This is a genomic window from Duganella sp. HH101, from assembly GCF_001758795.1.
Lineage (GTDB): Bacteria > Pseudomonadota > Gammaproteobacteria > Burkholderiales > Burkholderiaceae_D > Rugamonas > Rugamonas rivuli.
This window is the reverse complement of sequence record NZ_LRON01000010.1, coordinates 168,889-185,803: the sequence shown is the minus strand read 5'-3', so window position 1 is coordinate 185,803 and position 16,915 is coordinate 168,889. Positions and strand designations below refer to the sequence as shown.

Below are 16,915 nucleotides of genomic sequence, written 5' to 3'. Positions count from 1 at the left end.
GATGCTCTGTGGTTCGTTGCTTTGAAATCTGAAATACCCTGAAATCAGAGTGCGGGGTGTCGATTTTTGCCCGGTAGCAGGGCAGTTTCACATAAAATCATGCTTACGACTAATTTGACTCTTGCTGCGGGATACTAAATGATTTTTGTGACAGGTGGTGCGGGTTTCATCGGCTCGAATTTTGTCCTCGACTGGCTGGCCCAGTCGGATGAGCCAGTCATCAACTACGATAAGCTGACGTATGCCGGCAATCTGAACAACCTGGCCTCGCTGAAGCAGGACGCGCGCCACACCTTTGTGCGCGGCGACATCTGCGACCAGGCCCAGGTGCTGGCGCTGTTCCAGCAGCACAAGCCGCGCGCGGTGGTGCACTTCGCCGCCGAGAGCCATGTGGACCGCTCCATCCTCGGCCCTGGCGAGTTCATCAACACCAACATCAACGGCACCTTCAGCCTGCTCGAAGCCACGCGCGCCTACTGGTCGGCGCTGCCGGAGGACGAGAAGGCCGCCTTCCGCTTCCTGCACGTGTCCACCGACGAGGTCTACGGCACACTGGGCCCGGACGACGCGCCGTTCAGCGAGACCACCGCGTTCGCGCCGAACAGCCCGTACTCGGCGTCGAAGGCCGCCTCGGACCACCTGGTGCGCTCGTATCACCACACCTACGGCCTGCCGGCGCTGACCACCAACTGCTCCAACAACTACGGCCCCTACCACTTCCCGGAAAAGCTGATCCCGCTGATCATCTCCAACGCGCAGGCCGGCAAGCCGCTGCCGATCTACGGCGACGGCCAGCAGGTGCGCGACTGGTTGTACGTCAGCGACCACTGCGCCGCGATCCGCCGCGTGCTGGAAGCGGGCCGCCTGGGCGAGACCTACAACGTCGGCGGCTGGAACGAGATGGCCAACCTGGACGTGGTGCACACGCTGTGCGACATGCTGGACCAGCTGAAACCGAAGGCCGACGGCGCCAGCTACCGCGCGCAAATCACCTACGTCAAGGACAGGCCCGGCCACGACCGCCGCTACGCCATCGACGCCCGCAAGCTGGAGCGCGAACTGGGCTGGAAACCGGCCGAGACCTTCCAGACCGGCATCGCCAAGACCGTGCAGTGGTACCTGGACAACCAGGCCTGGGTGGCCGACGTGCAGTCGGGCAGCTACGCCAAGTGGGTGGAAACCAATTACTTTAACCGCGAAGGCCAGCAATGAGCATCCCTAACCGCAAAGGCATCATCCTGGCCGGCGGCTCCGGCACCCGCCTGTATCCGGTGACGATGAGCGTCTCCAAGCAACTGCTGCCGATCTACGACAAGCCGATGATCTACCATCCGCTGACGGTGCTGATGTTGGCCGGCATGACCGAGATCCTGCTGATCTCGACGCCGCAGGACACGCCGCGCTTCCAGGATCTGCTGGGCGACGGCAGCCAGTGGGGCATCAGCATCAGCTACGCGGTGCAGCCCTCGCCGGACGGCCTGGCGCAAGCGTTCATCATCGGCAAGGAATTCGTCGGCGATGCGCCGTCGGCGCTGATCCTCGGCGATAACATCTACTACGGCAACGACCTGGACGCCTTGCTGCGCCACGCCACCGAGCAGACCGACGGCGCCACCGTGTTCGCCTACCACGTGCAGGATCCGGAACGCTACGGCGTGGTCGAGTTCGATGCGAACCGCAGCGCCGTGTCGATCGAGGAAAAACCGCTGAAGCCGAAATCGAACTACGCCGTCACCGGCCTGTATTTCTACGACAACCAGGTGTGCGACATCGCCGCCAGCATCAAGCCGTCCGCGCGCGGCGAGCTGGAGATTACCGACGTCAACCGCGTCTACCTGGAAAAGCAGCAGCTCAACGTCGAGGTGATGGGGCGCGGCATGGCCTGGCTGGATACCGGCACCCACGAGTCGCTGCTCGATGCCTCGCAATTCATCGCCACCATCGAAAAACGCCAGGGCTTGAAAGTGGCGTGCCCGGAAGAGATCGCCTACCGCAAGGGGTATATCGACGCCGCCCAGCTGCGCAAGCTGGCCGAGCCGCTGAAGAAAAACAATTACGGCCAGTACCTGCTGCAAATCCTCGAAGACAAGGTCGTCCCACGATGAATGTGATCGCGACACCGCTGGAGGGCTTGCTGGTGCTGGAGCCGCGCGTGTTCGGCGACGACCGCGGCTTTTTCTACGAGAGCTTCAACGCCCGCCGCTTCGCCGAGCTGACCGGCGTGAGCTTGCCCTTCGTGCAGGACAACCATTCGCGCTCGGCCAAGGGCGTGCTGCGCGGCCTGCACTACCAGATCCAGCAGGCGCAGGGCAAGCTGGTGCGCGCCACCGCCGGCAGCGTGTACGACGTCGCCGTCGATTTGCGCAAGAGCTCGCCGACCTTCGGCCAGTGGTACGGCATCGAACTGTCGGCCGAGAACAAGAAGCAGATGTGGATACCGCCGGGCTTTGCCCACGGTTTCGTCGTCACCAGCGACGCCGCCGAATTCCTCTACAAGACCACCGACTACTGGGCGCCCGAGCACGAGCGCTCGATACTGTGGAACGATCCCGCCATCGGCATACTCTGGCCGGCGCTGGACGCCGCGCCGCTGCTGTCCGGCAAGGACCAGGCCGCCGCGCTGCTGGCCGACGCCGAGGTGTTTGCATGAAAGTCCTGCTGACCGGCAGTACGGGCCAGGTGGGCTACGAGCTGGCGCGCAGCCTGCAGGGCATAGGCGAGGTGGTGGCGGTGGACCGCAAGGTGATGGATTTGTCCGACCTGGACCAGGTGCGCGACGTCATCCGCCGTGAAAAGCCGCAATTGATCGTCAACCCGGCCGCCTACACGGCGGTCGACAAGGCCGAGAGCGAGCCGGAGCTGGCGCACCGCGTCAACGCCGAGGCGCCCGGCCTGATGGCGCAGGAAGCCAAGCTGCTGGGCGCGGCCATGGTGCATTACTCGACCGATTATGTGTTCGACGGCAGCGCGCCGTCGGCGCGGGTGGAGGACGATGCGACCGGCCCGCTCAACGTCTACGGCGCCAGCAAGCTGGCCGGCGAACAGGCCATCGCCGCGGCCGGCATTCCGCACCTGATCTTCCGCACCAGCTGGGTGTACGGCATGCGCGGCAAGAACTTCCTGCTGACCATGCTGCGCCTGGCCAGAGAGCGCGACGAGCTGCGCGTGGTGGCCGACCAGCACGGCGCGCCGACCTGGAGCCGCACCATCGCCGACACCACCGCGCTGGTGCTGTCGCAAGCCCACGCGGGCGGACGCGAGTGGTGGGTGCAGAACAGCGGCGTGTATCACCTGAGCGCCCAGGGCCAGACCACCTGGTTCGAGTTCACCCAGGCCATCGTCGCGGCGGCGGGGCTGGAATGCCGCGTGCTGCCGATCACCAGCGCCGAGTATCCGGTGCCGGCCAAACGTCCCCAGTACTCGGTGATGTCGTCCGAGCGGCTGATGGCGCGCTTCTGCCATTTGCCGGACTGGAAAGACGCCTTGCACCTGTGCATGGAGTAACGTCCCCGAGTTGTATCGATTGGTAAGCAATGCCGCCCGCTGGATGGGCTGCTGCTATGATGCGGGCGCGCCGCCGCCCGCATGCCGCGCGCGGCGTTGCAATCCGGCCAATGGTTGATGCCGATCGGTTATTACCGGCTATCAATTTAAGACCGCCCCGCTTAATCCGGTACAATCGCGTGTTAGCCTGCTGGCCATCCTTATCGGTGAGCGTCTCCGGTAATTTCGTATAGATAAATATGTTTTCCTTTTTACTGAGCTTTGTCGCTTCCGCGCTGCTAACCCTGCTGGTGATTAAAGAAGCGAGATTGCACGGTCCTGCGCTCGATTCCGATTTCATGGGGGTGCAAAAAGTGCACGCCCACCACGTGGCCCGTATCGGCGGCTTATCGATCTTTTTATCGGTGGCGCTGAGCTCCTTCATTTCCATTTGGCGCGTGCCGGCGATGACGCATTGGCTGATGTCCTTATTGGCCTGTTCCGCCGTGGCGTTTGTCGGCGGCATAGTCGAGGATTACACCGGCCGCGTCAGCGCCGCGCGCCGCCTGGTGCTGACCATGGCCGCCGCCGGACTCGGCTATTTCCTGCTCGACGCCCGCGTCGACCGCATCGACTGGGCGTTTTCCGCCTGGCCGCTGCAATACATGTGGCTGACCCTGCCGCTGACGGTGCTGGCCGTGGCCGGCATCGCGAACGCGGTCAACATCATCGACGGTTTCAACGGCCTGGCCAGCGTGGTGTGCATCTGCATGCTGCTGTCGCTGGGCTACGTGGCGCTGCAGGTCAACGATATGTTCGTGCTGATCGCGGCGCTGATGGTGGCGGGCGCCACGGCCGGTTTCCTGATCTGGAACTACCCGGTGGGCATGATCTTCCTGGGCGACGGCGGCGCGTATTTTATCGGCTTCATGCTGGGCGAGCTGGCCTTGCTGCTGGTGATGCGCAATCCGCAGGTTTCCACCTGGTACGCGGCGCTGCTGTTAATCTATCCGACCTTTGAAACCTTATTTTCCGTTTATCGACGAATGTTTGTCCGTGGAAAGTCGCCGGCCATGCCGGACGGTATCCATTTGCATAGCCTGATCTTCCGCCGCATTGTGCAATGGGCGGTCGGCCGCAAAGAGGCGAGGGCGCTGATACGCCGCAATTCGATGACGTCGCCGTATTTATGGCTGTTTTCGCTGATGGCGGTGATACCGGCCACGGTATTCTGGCGCCATACCTGGGCATTAATGTGTTTCTGTATTTTGTTTATCAGCAGTTACATCTGGATTTATGTGCGCATCGTCCGATTTAAAGCCCCGCGCTGGATGATACGCCATAAGAAAACCTGAATTTTTTATGTTGATGTAATATATTCCCGCCGGGCTTTATATCACTTCACTTAAAAGGAATACCATATGGATCTGTCGAATATGTCCTCTGCGGATTTACGGAAACTGCAGGAACAAGTTAAACATGAATTAAAGCAGCGCGAAAGCCAGGACCTGGCCAAAGCGCGCGAACAGATACTGGCGATCGCCCAAAGCGTGGGCGTTCCGCTGAAAGACCTGGTCGGCGGCGCCGGCAGCGCACGCGCCAAGACCGGCAGCGTGGCGCCGCGCTACCGCAATCCGGCCGACGCAACCCAGCTGTGGACCGGCCGTGGCCGCCAGCCCAAATGGGTCAAGGATTGGCTGGAATCCGGTAAAGACATCGCCGGCTTAAAGGTTTAAACTGCCTGCACTTCGATAAGCGGCGGCCGGCATGACCGGCCGCTTCACTACACCCCCTTCGCATACATTCCCACACTATGGTTTCTTTATCCAAAACGATCTTCAAGGCTTACGACATTCGCGGCATCATCGATAAAACCCTGGATGCGGGCGTAGCGCGCCAGATCGGCCAGGCGTTCGGCCAGGCCGCGCTGGCCAAGGGCGAGACCAAGGTTGTGATCGGCCGCGATGGCCGCCTGTCCGGCCCGGTGCTGACGGCGGCGCTGGCCGAGGGCCTGCAGGCGGCAGGCGTGGACGTGATCGACCTGGGCGTGGTGGCCACGCCGATGGTCTACTTCGGTACCAATGTGCTGGGCGCCGCGTCCGGCATCATGGTGACGGGCAGCCACAATCCGCCGGACTACAACGGCTTCAAGATGGTGCTGGCCGGCGAAGCCATCCACGGCGAGGCGATCACCGCGCTGTACCAGCGCATCGTCGACCATGACGGTTCCTCGGCCGCGACCAAGGGCGCCTACAGCACCCACGACATCCGCGCGCAATACCTGGAGCGCATCATCGGCGACGTCAAGCTGGCGCGCCCGATCAAGATCGCCGTCGATTGCGGCAACGGCGTGGCCGGCGCCTTCGCGGGCGACCTGTTCCGTGGCATGGGCTGCGAAGTGGTCGAACTGTTCTGCGAGGTGGACGGCAATTTCCCGAACCACCACCCGGATCCTGCGCATCCGGAAAACCTGCAAGACCTGATCCGCTGCCTGCAGCAGACCGACGCCGAGCTGGGCATCGCCTTCGACGGCGACGGCGACCGCCTGGGCGTCGTCACCAAGGACGGCCAGATCATCTACCCGGACCGCCAGATGATGTTGTTCGCGGCCGACGTGCTGAGCCGCCATCCGGGCGAACAGATCCTGTACGACGTCAAGTGCACCCGCCACCTGGCGCCATGGATCAGCAAGCACGGCGGCGTGCCGCTGATGTACAAGACCGGCCACTCGCTGGTCAAGGCCAAGCTGCGCGAAACCGGCGCCCCGCTGGGCGGCGAAATGAGCGGCCACATCTTCTTCAAGGACCGCTGGTACGGTTTCGACGACGGCCTGTATTCCGGCGCCCGCCTGCTGGAAATCCTGACACGTGTAGCCGATCCGTCCAAGCTGCTGAACTCGCTGCCGCAGTCGGACAGCACGCCCGAGCTGCACCTGCACCTGAGCGAAGGCGAGAACGTCATCGTCATGGACAAGCTGCGCAGCGACGCCAAGTTCCCCGGCAACGTGCAGATCATCACCATCGACGGCCTGCGCGTGGAATACGAAGACGGCTTCGGCCTGGCGCGTTCGTCCAACACCACGCCGGTGATCGTGATGCGCTTCGAGGCTGAAACGCCGGCCGCGCTGGCGCGCATCCAGGGCCAGTTCAAGAGCGTGATCCTGGCTGCCAAGCCGGACGCGGAACTGCCGTTCTAAGCGCATGACGGCGCGAACGGGCGGCCGCAAGCCGCTGAACATTTTGCTGGTGCGCGTCTCCTCGCTGGGCGACGTGCTGCACAACCTGCCGATGGTGGCCGATATCGCCCGCCATTTCCCGGACGCGAATATCGACTGGGTGGTGGAAGAGGGCTACGTCAGCCTGGTGCGGCTCAACGCGCGCGTGCGCACCATCATTCCGTTTGCGCTGCGGCGCTGGCGCAAGAGTCTCGGCAAGCCCGAGACCCGCGCCGAGATCAAGCACTTCTTCCGTACCCTGCGCGAGCAGCAGTACGACTATGTATTCGACACGCAGGGATTGCTGAAGACCGGCATCATCATGGGCGCGGCCCGTGTGGTGAAGGGCGGCCGCAAGGTCGGCCTGGCCAACGGCAGCGAAGGCTCGGGCTATGAAGGCATCTCGCGCATCTTCCACAACCTGAGCATCCCGACCGATCCGCGCACGCACGCGGTGGCGCGCGGCCGCCTGGTGGCCGGTGCGGCGCTGGGTTATGCGGTCGATACGCCGGCCGATTTCGGCCTGCCCGAGGTATCGGCCAGCGAGCCGCGTCCGGACTGGATGCCTGCCGGGCCATACGCCGTCTACTTCCACGGCACCGCGCGCGATCCGAAGAAGTGGGCGCCGGAGAACTGGATAGCGCTGGGCCGCGAACTGGCGCCCATGCCCATCCTGCTGCCATGGGGCTCGCCGAAAGAGAAGGCCGAAGCCGAAGTATTGGCCGCAGGCCTGCCGAACGCGCGCGTGCTGCCCAAGTTGTCGATGGCCGATGCGATGCTGCTGGCGCGTCACGCCGGCCTGGTGATCGGCGTCGATACGGGATTGACCCATATCGCCGCTGCCTTCGTGCGGCCGACGGTGGAGATCTACGCCGATTCGCCGCGCTGGAAAACCGAAGGCAACTGGTCGCCGCGCATCATCAACCTGGGCGACCGGGGCACACCGCCGCCGGTGGCCGAAGTACTGGCGGCGGCCCGCAGCCTGCTGGCGTAACTATGCGACTTTTCTATTCCGTGATGTGGTGGCTGGCCTTGCCGCTGGTGCTGGCGCGCCTGTGGCTGCGCGGCCGCAAGGAGCCGGGCTATCGCCAGCATTGGGGCGAGCGTTTGGGCTTCTACAGCGGCCCGTCGTCCACCACGCAGACCTTGTGGGTACACGCCGTGTCGGTGGGCGAGACGCGCGCCGCCGAGCCGCTGGTCGACGCCCTGCTGGCCGAGTATCCGCACAGCCGCATCGTCCTCACCCACATGACGCCGACCGGCCGCGCCACCGGCAAGACGCTGTTCGCCAAGCATGGCGCGCGGCTGGTGCAGTCCTATCTGCCGTATGACACGGCGACCATGGTCGGCAGCTTCATCAAACATTTCAAGCCTGCCGTCTGCATCCTGATGGAGACGGAGGTATGGCCCAACCTGATCGCGGTGTGCGGCAAGCGCGGCGTGCCGGTGGTGCTGGCTAACGCCCGCCTGTCCGAACGTTCGCTGCGCCGGTCGCGCCGTTTCGGTTCCCTGCTGGTGGACGCGGCGCGCGGCATCTCGCTGGTCGCCGCGCAGACGGCGGCCGATGCGGAGCGCGTGCGCTCGCTGGGCGTGCAGCGCGTGGAAATCACCGGCAGCATCAAGTTCGACGTGGTGGTGCCGGATGCGGCGCTGGCCGTCGGCGCCGCGCTGCGCGGCGTGATCGGCGATCGCCCGGTGCTGCTGTGCGCGAGCACGCGCGAGGGCGAGGAAGAGCTGATACTGGACGCCTTCCGCCGCGAGCGGGCGGCGTTGCCGGCCAATGTGCTGCTGCTGATCGTACCCCGCCATCCGCAGCGTTTCGACGAGGTGGAAAAGATGATCGGCGCGCACGGCCTGAACGTGCAGCGCCGCAGCAAGCTGGCACTGGATGGCGGCGATGCCGTGCTGCCGGGCTTTGTCGATGTGCTGATGGGCGATTCGATGGGCGAGATGTTCGCCTACTACGCGGCCTGCGATGTGGCCTTTGTGGGCGGCAGCCTGCTGCCCTTGGGCGGCCAGAACCTGATCGAGCCGGCGGCGCTGGGCAAGCCGGTGCTGATCGGCCAGCACACCTTCAACTTCGCGCTGGTGACGGAAGATGCGCTGGCTGCGGGCGGCGCGCAGCGCGTCGCCGATGCGGCGCAGCTGATATCCGCCGCCGGGCGTTTGCTGAACGACGAAGCGGCGCGCACGGCCATGGGCCGCAACGCGCTGGCCTTCGCCAACCAGCATCGCGGCGCCACGCGCCGCACGCTGGCATTGCTGCCGGCGCTGATCCAACCCCTGCGTTAACCCGCCAGTTCCGTCTCTTCGGCGTAGCGCAGCACGGTGGAGTGCTGGCGGCAGAAGCGCGTCGCCGCCTTGTAGCCGATATCGAACAGGAACTGCATATTCGACGTCGACCAGTCCATGGTGTTCGGCATATGGTCGTCCGGCACGGCGGCCATCAGCTCCAGCTTGAGCATGCGGCGTTTCGGCAGGCCGGTCTTGCGGTCGGTGTTGTGCTCCAACTCGAACAGGCGGATCTGGTTCTGCGAAATCTTCACCAGCGGCGTGATCATCGAACCCACCCACGCATCATACAGATTGCGCGGCTTGCGCAGCAGGCGCTCGTCGCCCAGGATATCGAGCACGATCAGCGTGTCGGTGTCGTGGTGCTCGCCTTTGCCTTCGATGAAGGGATCGAAATTCAGTGTCTCCAGCGCGGCGCCTTCGATGTAGTCCTCGCCGTCGATTTCGGTCGGCGCGTAGAGGAAGGGGAAGGACAGCGCGGCGCGCACATGCTCGGCCTGGATTTCATGCTTGTCCCAGATCTTCATGCGATGCTGGTTCAAATTGTAGGCGTTGATGTAGAACTCCGGCTTCATGCTGGCGATGGCGGAGAAATCGACCACGCCTTCCAGGAACGGCGCATGCGCGCACAGGCCCAGGCTCTTGGCGGACAGGTTGGATGGCGACATGGTCGACATCAGCAGCTGGCTCCAGTCGGTCCACGGCAGCTGGCCCTTGCCGAACACGTTTTGCATCGCACCAAAAACCGGATGGCTGGCGCTCGGCGCGAAGGCGTTGCGGAACACATCGGCTTCCTGGCCGGGTTTGTGGAAGATCTTGTAATTCACCGGCATCATCTTGTAGATGGTGTCGGAGACGCCGGTATCGGCCCAGCGTTTCAGGGCCTCGCGCGGCGTGGCGTCCAGCGGGGCTGCGTACAGCAAGCCCATCAGAACGCCCGCGCCCGAGGCGGAGATCACGTCAAATTCGACTTCCTGGTCCAGGAAGGCAGCCAGCGCGCCGGCGATCAGCGGCGAATTCGGAGCGCCACCGCCCAAGACCAGACCGGTTTTCTTTTTGATACTCTGTTGCATTATGTTTAATCCTTATGCGGCAATGCAGCATAAGGTAACACGGTAAATTCCGTACGGCAACTTTCAATATCGAATGGTCGATATTTGCGAAACGGATAATTGTGTTGTTGATATGTTTAGCCCGGCGTGCGGCCCAGCATGCGTTTTAGGGTGGCGTCCTTGTCGATGACATGGTGCTTGAGCGCGGCGGCGGCGTGCAGCACGATCAGCGTCAGCAGCAGGTAGCCGAGGTAGCCGTGCATGGCCTGGCCGATATCGGACCATTGTGCGCTGAGCGGTACGGCCTGGCCGGCGTCGTAGCGGCTGGGGAAGATTTCCCAGTCGAAGATGCCGAAGCCGTTGCCGCTGGCGCCTGAGTAGATCATGCCGGTAATGGGCAGCACCACGGTCAGGATCAGCAGCACGATGTGGGCGGCGACGGCGGTGACATGTGCGATGCGCGACATCGGCCGCACCGGCTGCGGCAAGCCATTGCGCCAGCGCCAGGCCAGCCGCGCCAAGATCGCCGCGAAGGCCAGCAGGCCTATCGACTTATGGATGTGATATAGATGCCAGGATTCGGTCTCGACCATGTAGATGCCGAGCGCGATCAGACCGATGATGCTGGCCGCCACTAGCCAGTGCAGGGCGATGGTGGCGAGGCTGAATTTTTGTTTGGTGTCCATCATGACACGGTACGGCGGCATTGTGGAAACGTCAACTGGTTTTGGTCGGGCGCCACACCACTTACGTGGACGCCTTTAGGAATAAGGCCTGCTTCTCGTGCGCGTGGATCGAAAAGGCCAACTGGTATTGACCCGAATCGGGTTGAAACCAGAGCATCTTGCTATACTCAAAGACCGATGAAGACCATCGTGGGAGGCAGTATGGAGACTACGTTCCAGCCCATAGATCAAACTGTATTGATGGAATTGCTGGCGCCACAAAAATCTCGAGTGGCGCGCGCATTCGGTTTGAAAGAAGGATGGCATCTGCTCGTTCATCATGGCGGAACAGCGAAGGCGCTCGCCTTAGAAGATGGTGGCTTGCGGATTTTTACGACGCTGGAGGCCCTGGACGATTATCTTCGCGATCATGGAATACCTCATTTCTTGGTCGACATTAGCAAACTTGACCGGACTACCAATGATCCTGCGGTTGCAGAGAGACTGCGTGAGGCTCAAAAAAATGAAGAACATAATGCGTGGTTTCGCCAGCAAGTGCAGGAGGCACTGGACGACCCCAGTCCTAGTATTCCCCACTCAGTCGTAGAGGAAAAATTCGCCGCGAGACGCACAGAGCTTTTAAAGAAGCTGTCCAAGGTTTGAGCGATGATCGCGCACTGGTCGGCCCGTGCAGTGCGGGATAGGGAACGCCTGTTCGATTTCATTGAGGCGCGTAGCATTCAAGGCGCGCTCTCGATGGATGAGAAAATCGGGCGAGCAGTAGAGCTGCTTGCTGGCTTTCCGATGCTGGGCCACAAAGGCCGAATCAAGGGAACGTTTGAATTTCGGGTTGCGGATCAAATCGTGTTGGTATATCGAGTTCGGCCGAAGTTGCAAGTTATGGAAATCGTTCGGCTCATGCACTCACGTCAGGACTCATAAAGGTCAAGCTTGAACGTTCGTCGAACATGTGATTGCCAAGGGAGGCGGTGTATGTCCAGATTGGTCGTAGGTAAGAAATGGGAATGAGGTTTTGCTTGCCAGAGCTTTGACCTCGGAGCTGATTGTTAGCTCCATCTCTTCCTGCACTTTTTTGTGTAAAGAAAACATTTCAGCATTCGTTTCGGAAAATTGTTTTCTCTAGAGCTTCCAGCATCTTACCCACCACCGGAAGGCTTGATAGTTCGGCCCACATATAGTTTTTCAAGAAACTTAGCAGGAATTCCCAGGCACTGTTTAGCGAAAAATAAGAGCCATTCTTGCATTTCTTAATTGTTGCGATCAATTTCCCTAACGCTTTAAGCATACTGACGCTATCCACCTCGTCGCTTGCTTCGATCTCTTCAAGTATCCGAATGATCTCGTCAAACAGTTCAGGTAGTCGGCTTCCGCTCTTGTAGTGTTCAAAGATTGCATCGAAGTCGAAGGCGTTTTCTGAGGTTTGATCAAATTGCCAAATATGCCGCTCGAGATCTTGCTTGCTACTGATGAAATTAGGCAAAAAATCCCCTGCTTTCCACTGCCCAGCAACGAAATTGGCTGTTTGACTGATTAAGTTGTTGAGCCAGCTTGGTACGTCATTTTGGGCGAGTAACACCCTCAACGCTGTTGCTCCAGACTGTACAAGTTCGGCTGAATTTTTCTTAGTGGCTAGATCGTCTCCGGCGATATCTGACAGCAGCTTATGTGCGGACTGGATAAGTACGGCGTGCTTTTCTTTGATCACGCGGGTGAACAATTCGACACTTTTATTTGAACTCATTGGTTCTGCCTCTGTAAACTTTTACGACATTATGCAAACAGCACCGGCAGCTCCTGCGCGCGCTTGCGCAGCAGGTTCTTGGCTTCCTCGTATTCGGGATAGATTAGGCCTACCGTGTTCCAGAACTGCGCGCTGTGGTTCATCTCCAGGATGTGGGCCAGTTCGTGCGCGATCACGTAGTCGATCAGCGGCTGCGAGAAGTGGATCAGCTTCCAGTTCAGGCGGATCTTGCGGTCCACCGTGCACGAGCCCCAGCGCGTGCCGGCCGACGACAGGCCGAACGAGTGGTAGCGCACCCCCAGCCGCTCCGCAAACACGTCCAGCCGCTGCTCGAACAGCACCTTGGCCTCTTGCTGATACCAGGCCTTCACGCGTTCCTTGAGCAGCGTCTCGGTGGCGCCGGGCACCAGCACCATCGACAGCTCGCGCGTGGCCGGGTTGTAGCTGCTGCGATTGCGGCCGCCCACCAGCAGCCGCAGCGTGATGTCGGCGCCGAGATAGGGCAGCTGCGCGCCGTCGATCCACTCCACTGGCGGCTTCTCCAGCCGCGCGGCGCGGCGCTCGCGGCGTTCCTTCAATTTGCTCAGTATCCAGTGCTGCTTGGTGCGGATGGCGTTGTCGATTTCGGCGATGCTGATGCGCTTGGGCGCGGTCACGCGCAGGCCCTCGTCGTCGATCATGAAGCCGATCGAACGGCGGGTCGAACGGCGCAGCGAATATTCAAGCACGAAGTCGCCCACCATCAGCTGGCGCTTGGGCGGCTGGTCGGAAGGCGGGGGAGTCTGCGCGCGCGGCTTGACCGGCACGGCGGTCTGCGGCGGCGCGACGTAGGGCGAAACAGGGGGAGGCGTATTCGAGGCGGGCGAGGTCGGAATAGACCATACCGGTGCGGTGTACACCGGCTTGAGAGACGACTGCGCCTCCCGTCCAAACAGGTCCAGTTGGCTGGCGTCGTCTTTCGGCGACGCCGGCTTGACCAGCGTGGCTAGATCATCTAGCCAGCGTTGTAGGCGTGGGGCGAAATGACGCGCATTTCTGATTCTATCCAATTTTCCACCTGTTGCATCATGCCGTCCGGGGTGAGTCCTTCCGGAGAAATCGGTTTGCCTATCGATACTGTAACAAGCCCTGGGCGCTTGATGAAAGAATTTTTTGGCCAGCACTCGCCGGAGTTGTGGGCAATCGGCACCACCACCGCGCCGGTCTCGATGGCCAGGCGGGTGCCGCCGCTTTTATACTTGCCCGCTTTGCCGACCGGGATGCGCGTCCCTTCCGGGAACATGATGATCCACTGGCCGTCGGCCAGGCGGCGCTTGCCGTGGCGGACCACGTCCATGAAGGCGTTCTTGCCCTGCTTGCGGTCGATCGGGATCATGCGCAGCAGCGCCATCGCCCAGCCGAAGAAGGGAATGTACAGGATCTCCTTCTTGAACACGAACACCAGTGGGCGCGGCATGTTAGGCAGCAGGAAGATGGTTTCCCATGCCGACTGGTGCTTCGACAGCACGATGGCCGGCGCGTCCGGGAAGTTTTCGGCGCCCTTGATTTCGTAGCGGATGCCGCAGATGACCTTGAGGCACCAGATCATGAACACGTTCCAGCGCGCGGTGACGAAGAAGCGTTTGTTGTACGGCAGCGGCGCGGCCAGGAAGCACACGCAGGCCCAGACGATGGTCGATACCACCATGACGATGGTGAAAATCAGGGAACGCAAAAACAAGACGGGATGACCCAATGCAGACTCCAAAAACTGTTTAGCTAACGATGTGCAGCGCCGGCGGCGCGCTGGTTTTCAGCAGGTGGTTGACCATCGCGGCCAGGTCGGCGAAAACCATTGTACCGGGTGGCAGGCCGCCTGTGGCCTGGGTTTTCTCGCCCTTGCCGGTCAGGACCAGGTAGGGCACGCAGCCGCTGACGTAGCCGGCCTGCAGGTCGCGCAGCGAATCGCCGACGGTCGGCACGCCTTTCAGGCTGATTTTATAGCGTTGCGAGATTTCCGTGAACATGCCCGGCTTCGGCTTGCGGCAATCGCAGCTGTCGGCCGCCGCGTGCGGGCAGAAGAAGATGGCGTCGATACTGGCGCCGACCTGCTGCGCCAGGTTGTGCATCTTCTGGTGGATCGCGTTCAGGATCGTCATGTCGAAGAACTCGCGGGCGATGCCCGACTGGTTCGACGCCACCACCACGCGATAACCCGCCTGGTTCAGGCGGGCGATCGCTTCGAGCGAGCCGGGGACCGGTATCCACTCGGCCGGCGACTTGATGAAGTCCGGCGAATCGTGGTTGATGACGCCGTCGCGATCGAGAATGATCAGTTTCATGGACGGCGCACCCATTTAGGCCGCCAGTTTCGAAATGTCGGCCACGCGGTTCATCATGCCGTGCAGTGTCGACAACAGCGCCAGGCGGTTGTTGCGCAGCGCGACATCCTCTGCCATCACCATCACGTCGTTGAAGAAGGCGTCGACTTCCTCGCGCAGCTGCGCCAGGGTTTTCAGCGTGCCGGCGAAGTCGCCCTGGTTGAAGGCGGCGTCGATTTCCGGCAGCACGCGCACCACGGCGGCATGCAGGTTCTTCTCGGCGGCGTCCTGCAGCAGCGCGGTGTTGACGCCGCTGTTGCCGGCGGCGGCCAGCGCTTCCTCGTTCTTCTTCAGGATGTTGGTGATGCGCTTGTTGGCGGCGGCCAGCGAGGCCGATTCCGGCAGCGCGGCGAAGGCTTGCACGGCTTCCAGGCGCTGCACGATGTCGTCCAGGCGGTCGGGATTCTGGGCGACCACCGCTTCGATCTCGTTCGGCGAGAAGCCGCGCTCGCGCAGGATGCCGCGCAGGCGGTCGATCATGAAGGTGTAGACGTCGGCGCTCGGGTCCTTGAAGCCGGCCACGGATGCGAACAGCCCTGCGGCGTGCGACAGCAGGCCGGAGATCGACAGCGGCAGGCGCTTCTCGATCAGCATGCGCAGCACGCCCAGCGCGTGGCGGCGCAGCGCGAACGGATCCTTGTCGCCGGTCGGCGCCAGGCCGATGGCCCAGATGCCGACCAGGGTTTCCAGCTTGTCGGCCAGCGCGACGGCGGTGCCGGTCACGGTCGACGGCAATGCGTCGCCGGCGAAGCGCGGCTGGTAGTGCTCGGACGCGGCCAGCGCTACGTCTTCCGGCTCGCCGTCGTTGCGGGCGTAGTAGGTGCCCATGATGCCTTGCAGCTCAGGGAATTCGCCGACCATCTCCGTGACCAGGTCGGCCTTCGACAGTTTGGCTGCGCGCGAGGCCAGCGCGGCGTCGCCGCCGATCTGGGTGGCGATGTAGCTGGCCAGCGCGGCCACGCGTTCGCCGCGTGCGGCCTGCGTGCCCAGCTTGTTGTGGTAGACGATTTTTTCCAGCAGCGGCAGGCGCGATTCCAGTGTCTTCTTCTTGTCCTGCTCGAAGAAGAACTTGGCGTCGGACAGGCGCGGACGCACCACGCGCTCGTTGCCGTCGATGATGGCGGTTGGCGTGTCGGTGGCGATGTTGGAGACGATCAGGAAGCGCGAACGCAGCTTGCCGTTGGTGTCGGTCAGCGCGAAGTATTTCTGGTTGGTCTGCATGGTCAGGATCAGGCATTCCTGCGGCACGGCCAGGAACTCTTCCTCGAACTTGCATTCGTAGACGACCGGCCATTCGACCAGCGCGGCCACTTCGTCCAGCAGCGCTTCAGGCATCAGCACCTGGTCGGCGCCGGCCTTGGCCAGCAGCTCGGCGCGGATTTTCTCTTTGCGGTCTTCGACGCTGGCCAGCACCTTGCCTTCGCTCGCCAGGGTGGCGGCGTAGCTGTCGGCGTTGGCGATGGTGATCATGCGCTGGCCCGGCGCGGTCAGGAAGCGGTGGCCTTCGCTGACGTTCGATGCGGTCAGGCCCAGCAGGGTCAGTGGCAGCACGGTGGCGCCGTGCAGCGCGATCAGGCTGTGCGCCGGACGCACGAACTGCACGGTGGCGCCGTCGGGACGCTGGTAGCTCATCACTTTAGGAATCGGCAGCTTGGAGACCGAGTCTTCCAGCGCCGCTTGCAGGCCAGCTTGCAGCGCGCTGCCGGTGGCGGTGTAGGTGTAGAAGAAGCTTTCGGCCTTGCCGTCCTGCGTGCGTTCCAGATCGGCCACGGTCAGGTTCGGGAAGCCCAGCGCGGCCAGTTTCTTGGCCAGCGGCGGCGTGCCGTTGCCGGCGGCGTCCAGCGCCACCGACACCGGCAGCACTTTTTCGCGGATCGCCTTGTCCGGCGAGGTGGCGCGCACCTTGGTGATGGAGACGGCCAGGCGGCGTGGCGAGGCGAACGAGGTGGCGACGCTGTCGGCTTCCAGGAAGTCGCGCGATTTCAGGCCGTTGACGATACCGTCCGCGAAAGCCTTGCCCAGTTTGGCGAGCGCCTTCGGCGGCAGTTCTTCGGTCAGCAGTTCGATGAGCAGAGTTTGAGTCATAT

Annotated in this window: 18 protein-coding genes; 11 read left to right on the top strand and 7 right to left on the bottom strand. The window is 62.4% G+C overall.

The genetic code is table 11. The features are described 5' to 3' along the window. The first annotated feature begins 138 nt into the window (after window positions 1–138). From rfbB to waaA, 9 genes are all read left to right on the top strand, one after another. Complete coding sequence (gene rfbB / locus DUGA2_RS17725; protein ID WP_070270804.1) at window positions 139–1,212, top strand: dTDP-glucose 4,6-dehydratase; 1,074 nt, start codon at window positions 139–141, stop codon at window positions 1,210–1,212. Continuing rightward, window positions 1,209–2,105, top strand: coding sequence for a glucose-1-phosphate thymidylyltransferase RfbA (gene rfbA / locus DUGA2_RS17720; protein WP_070270801.1), 897 nt, complete (start codon window positions 1,209–1,211; stop codon window positions 2,103–2,105). The genes rfbB and rfbA overlap by 4 nt, the downstream gene beginning before the upstream one ends. Next, entirely contained in the window at window positions 2,102–2,650 is a 549-nt protein-coding gene (gene rfbC, locus DUGA2_RS17715; protein ID WP_070270798.1) for a dTDP-4-dehydrorhamnose 3,5-epimerase, read from the top strand. Before rfbA ends, rfbC begins: the two co-directional genes overlap by 4 nt. Further along, a complete protein-coding gene (rfbD, locus tag DUGA2_RS17710) occupies window positions 2,647–3,504 on the top strand; it encodes a dTDP-4-dehydrorhamnose reductase (RefSeq protein WP_070270796.1) in 858 nt (285 codons plus the stop codon). Before rfbC ends, rfbD begins: the two co-directional genes overlap by 4 nt. Window positions 3,505–3,743: 239 nt before the next feature. Beyond that, the gene (locus DUGA2_RS17705; RefSeq protein WP_008452006.1) at window positions 3,744–4,838 is read left to right on the top strand and encodes a glycosyltransferase; all 1,095 of its coding nucleotides are present in this window, start codon (window positions 3,744–3,746) and stop codon (window positions 4,836–4,838) included. A 66-nt stretch (window positions 4,839–4,904) separates the two neighbouring features. Then, entirely contained in the window at window positions 4,905–5,219 is a 315-nt protein-coding gene (locus tag DUGA2_RS17700; protein WP_070270794.1) for an H-NS family nucleoid-associated regulatory protein, read from the top strand. A gap of 77 nt (window positions 5,220–5,296) precedes the next feature. After that, entirely contained in the window at window positions 5,297–6,679 is a 1,383-nt protein-coding gene (locus tag DUGA2_RS17695; RefSeq protein ID WP_070270792.1) for a phosphomannomutase/phosphoglucomutase, read from the top strand. A 4-nt stretch (window positions 6,680–6,683) separates the two neighbouring features. Then, window positions 6,684–7,691 carry a lipopolysaccharide heptosyltransferase I gene (gene waaC, locus DUGA2_RS17690; RefSeq protein WP_070270791.1) on the top strand — a complete coding sequence of 336 codons (1,008 nt, stop codon included), beginning with the start codon at window positions 6,684–6,686 and terminating at the stop codon, window positions 7,689–7,691. A 2-nt stretch (window positions 7,692–7,693) separates the two neighbouring features. Then, window positions 7,694–8,989 (top strand): lipid IV(A) 3-deoxy-D-manno-octulosonic acid transferase, encoded by a 1,296-nt coding sequence (gene waaA / locus DUGA2_RS17685; protein WP_070270789.1) that lies wholly within the window; start codon window positions 7,694–7,696, stop codon window positions 8,987–8,989. Here waaA and DUGA2_RS17680 read toward each other — a convergent pair. After that, on the bottom strand, window positions 8,986–10,062 hold the full coding sequence (locus DUGA2_RS17680; protein WP_141753306.1) for a patatin-like phospholipase family protein: 1,077 nt from the start codon (window positions 10,060–10,062) through the stop codon (window positions 8,986–8,988). The genes waaA and DUGA2_RS17680 overlap by 4 nt on opposite strands. A 116-nt stretch (window positions 10,063–10,178) precedes the next feature. Continuing rightward, window positions 10,179–10,730, bottom strand: coding sequence for a cytochrome b (locus DUGA2_RS17675; RefSeq protein WP_229214716.1), 552 nt, complete (start codon window positions 10,728–10,730; stop codon window positions 10,179–10,181). A 174-nt stretch (window positions 10,731–10,904) separates the two neighbouring features. Between DUGA2_RS17675 and DUGA2_RS33610 the strand changes: the two genes are divergently transcribed. Together DUGA2_RS33610 and DUGA2_RS17665 are read left to right on the top strand one after the other, a co-directional pair. Then, window positions 10,905–11,369 carry a hypothetical protein gene (locus DUGA2_RS33610; RefSeq protein ID WP_141753305.1) on the top strand — a complete coding sequence of 155 codons (465 nt, stop codon included), beginning with the start codon at window positions 10,905–10,907 and terminating at the stop codon, window positions 11,367–11,369. Window positions 11,370–11,372: 3 nt separating this feature from the next. Next, window positions 11,373–11,648, top strand: a complete 276-nt coding sequence (locus DUGA2_RS17665; RefSeq protein WP_070270785.1) for a type II toxin-antitoxin system RelE/ParE family toxin — start codon at window positions 11,373–11,375, stop codon at window positions 11,646–11,648. A gap of 169 nt (window positions 11,649–11,817) precedes the next feature. On the opposite strand, the gene DUGA2_RS17660 is transcribed toward DUGA2_RS17665, so the two are convergent. From DUGA2_RS17660 to glyS, 5 genes are all read right to left on the bottom strand, one after another. After that, window positions 11,818–12,468, bottom strand: a complete 651-nt coding sequence (locus DUGA2_RS17660) for a hypothetical protein (RefSeq protein ID WP_083296362.1) — start codon at window positions 12,466–12,468, stop codon at window positions 11,818–11,820. Between the two features lie 29 nt (window positions 12,469–12,497). Beyond that, window positions 12,498–13,448 carry a M48 family metallopeptidase gene (locus DUGA2_RS17655; protein ID WP_070270861.1) on the bottom strand — a complete coding sequence of 317 codons (951 nt, stop codon included), beginning with the start codon at window positions 13,446–13,448 and terminating at the stop codon, window positions 12,498–12,500. 14 nt (window positions 13,449–13,462) lie between these two features. Beyond that, window positions 13,463–14,155 carry a lysophospholipid acyltransferase family protein gene (locus DUGA2_RS17650; protein ID WP_373994840.1) on the bottom strand — a complete coding sequence of 231 codons (693 nt, stop codon included), beginning with the start codon at window positions 14,153–14,155 and terminating at the stop codon, window positions 13,463–13,465. 67 nt (window positions 14,156–14,222) lie between these two features. Then, the gene (gene gmhB, locus DUGA2_RS17645; RefSeq protein ID WP_008451987.1) at window positions 14,223–14,789 is read right to left on the bottom strand and encodes a D-glycero-beta-D-manno-heptose 1,7-bisphosphate 7-phosphatase; all 567 of its coding nucleotides are present in this window, start codon (window positions 14,787–14,789) and stop codon (window positions 14,223–14,225) included. Window positions 14,790–14,804: 15 nt separating this feature from the next. Next, window positions 14,805–16,913 carry a glycine--tRNA ligase subunit beta gene (gene glyS, locus DUGA2_RS17640; protein WP_070270782.1) on the bottom strand — a complete coding sequence of 703 codons (2,109 nt, stop codon included), beginning with the start codon at window positions 16,911–16,913 and terminating at the stop codon, window positions 14,805–14,807. Window positions 16,914–16,915: the final 2 nt, after the last annotated feature.

Excerpts from the sequence above, each read along its gene's own strand:
- DUGA2_RS17650 (WP_373994840.1), bottom strand. The coding sequence starts at position 14,155 with ATGGTGGTATCGACCATCGTCTGGGCCTGCGTGTGCTTCCTGGCCGCG.
- waaA (WP_070270789.1), top strand. The coding sequence starts at position 7,694 with ATGCGACTTTTCTATTCCGTGATGTGGTGGCTGGCCTTGCCGCTGGTG.
- DUGA2_RS33610 (WP_141753305.1), top strand. The coding sequence starts at position 10,905 with ATGAAGACCATCGTGGGAGGCAGTATGGAGACTACGTTCCAGCCCATA.
- DUGA2_RS17675 (WP_229214716.1), bottom strand. The coding sequence starts at position 10,730 with ATGATGGACACCAAACAAAAATTCAGCCTCGCCACCATCGCCCTGCAC.
- glyS (WP_070270782.1), bottom strand. The coding sequence starts at position 16,913 with ATGACTCAAACTCTGCTCATCGAACTGCTGACCGAAGAACTGCCGCCG.
- DUGA2_RS17680 (WP_141753306.1), bottom strand. The coding sequence starts at position 10,062 with ATGCAACAGAGTATCAAAAAGAAAACCGGTCTGGTCTTGGGCGGTGGC.
- DUGA2_RS17660 (WP_083296362.1), bottom strand. The coding sequence starts at position 12,468 with ATGAGTTCAAATAAAAGTGTCGAATTGTTCACCCGCGTGATCAAAGAA.
- rfbB (WP_070270804.1), top strand. The coding sequence starts at position 139 with ATGATTTTTGTGACAGGTGGTGCGGGTTTCATCGGCTCGAATTTTGTC.
- waaC (WP_070270791.1), top strand. The coding sequence starts at position 6,684 with ATGACGGCGCGAACGGGCGGCCGCAAGCCGCTGAACATTTTGCTGGTG.
- rfbD (WP_070270796.1), top strand. The coding sequence starts at position 2,647 with ATGAAAGTCCTGCTGACCGGCAGTACGGGCCAGGTGGGCTACGAGCTG.
- rfbA (WP_070270801.1), top strand. The coding sequence starts at position 1,209 with ATGAGCATCCCTAACCGCAAAGGCATCATCCTGGCCGGCGGCTCCGGC.
- gmhB (WP_008451987.1), bottom strand. The coding sequence starts at position 14,789 with ATGAAACTGATCATTCTCGATCGCGACGGCGTCATCAACCACGATTCG.
- DUGA2_RS17695 (WP_070270792.1), top strand. The coding sequence starts at position 5,297 with ATGGTTTCTTTATCCAAAACGATCTTCAAGGCTTACGACATTCGCGGC.
- DUGA2_RS17700 (WP_070270794.1), top strand. The coding sequence starts at position 4,905 with ATGGATCTGTCGAATATGTCCTCTGCGGATTTACGGAAACTGCAGGAA.
- rfbC (WP_070270798.1), top strand. The coding sequence starts at position 2,102 with ATGAATGTGATCGCGACACCGCTGGAGGGCTTGCTGGTGCTGGAGCCG.
- DUGA2_RS17665 (WP_070270785.1), top strand. The coding sequence starts at position 11,373 with ATGATCGCGCACTGGTCGGCCCGTGCAGTGCGGGATAGGGAACGCCTG.
- DUGA2_RS17705 (WP_008452006.1), top strand. The coding sequence starts at position 3,744 with ATGTTTTCCTTTTTACTGAGCTTTGTCGCTTCCGCGCTGCTAACCCTG.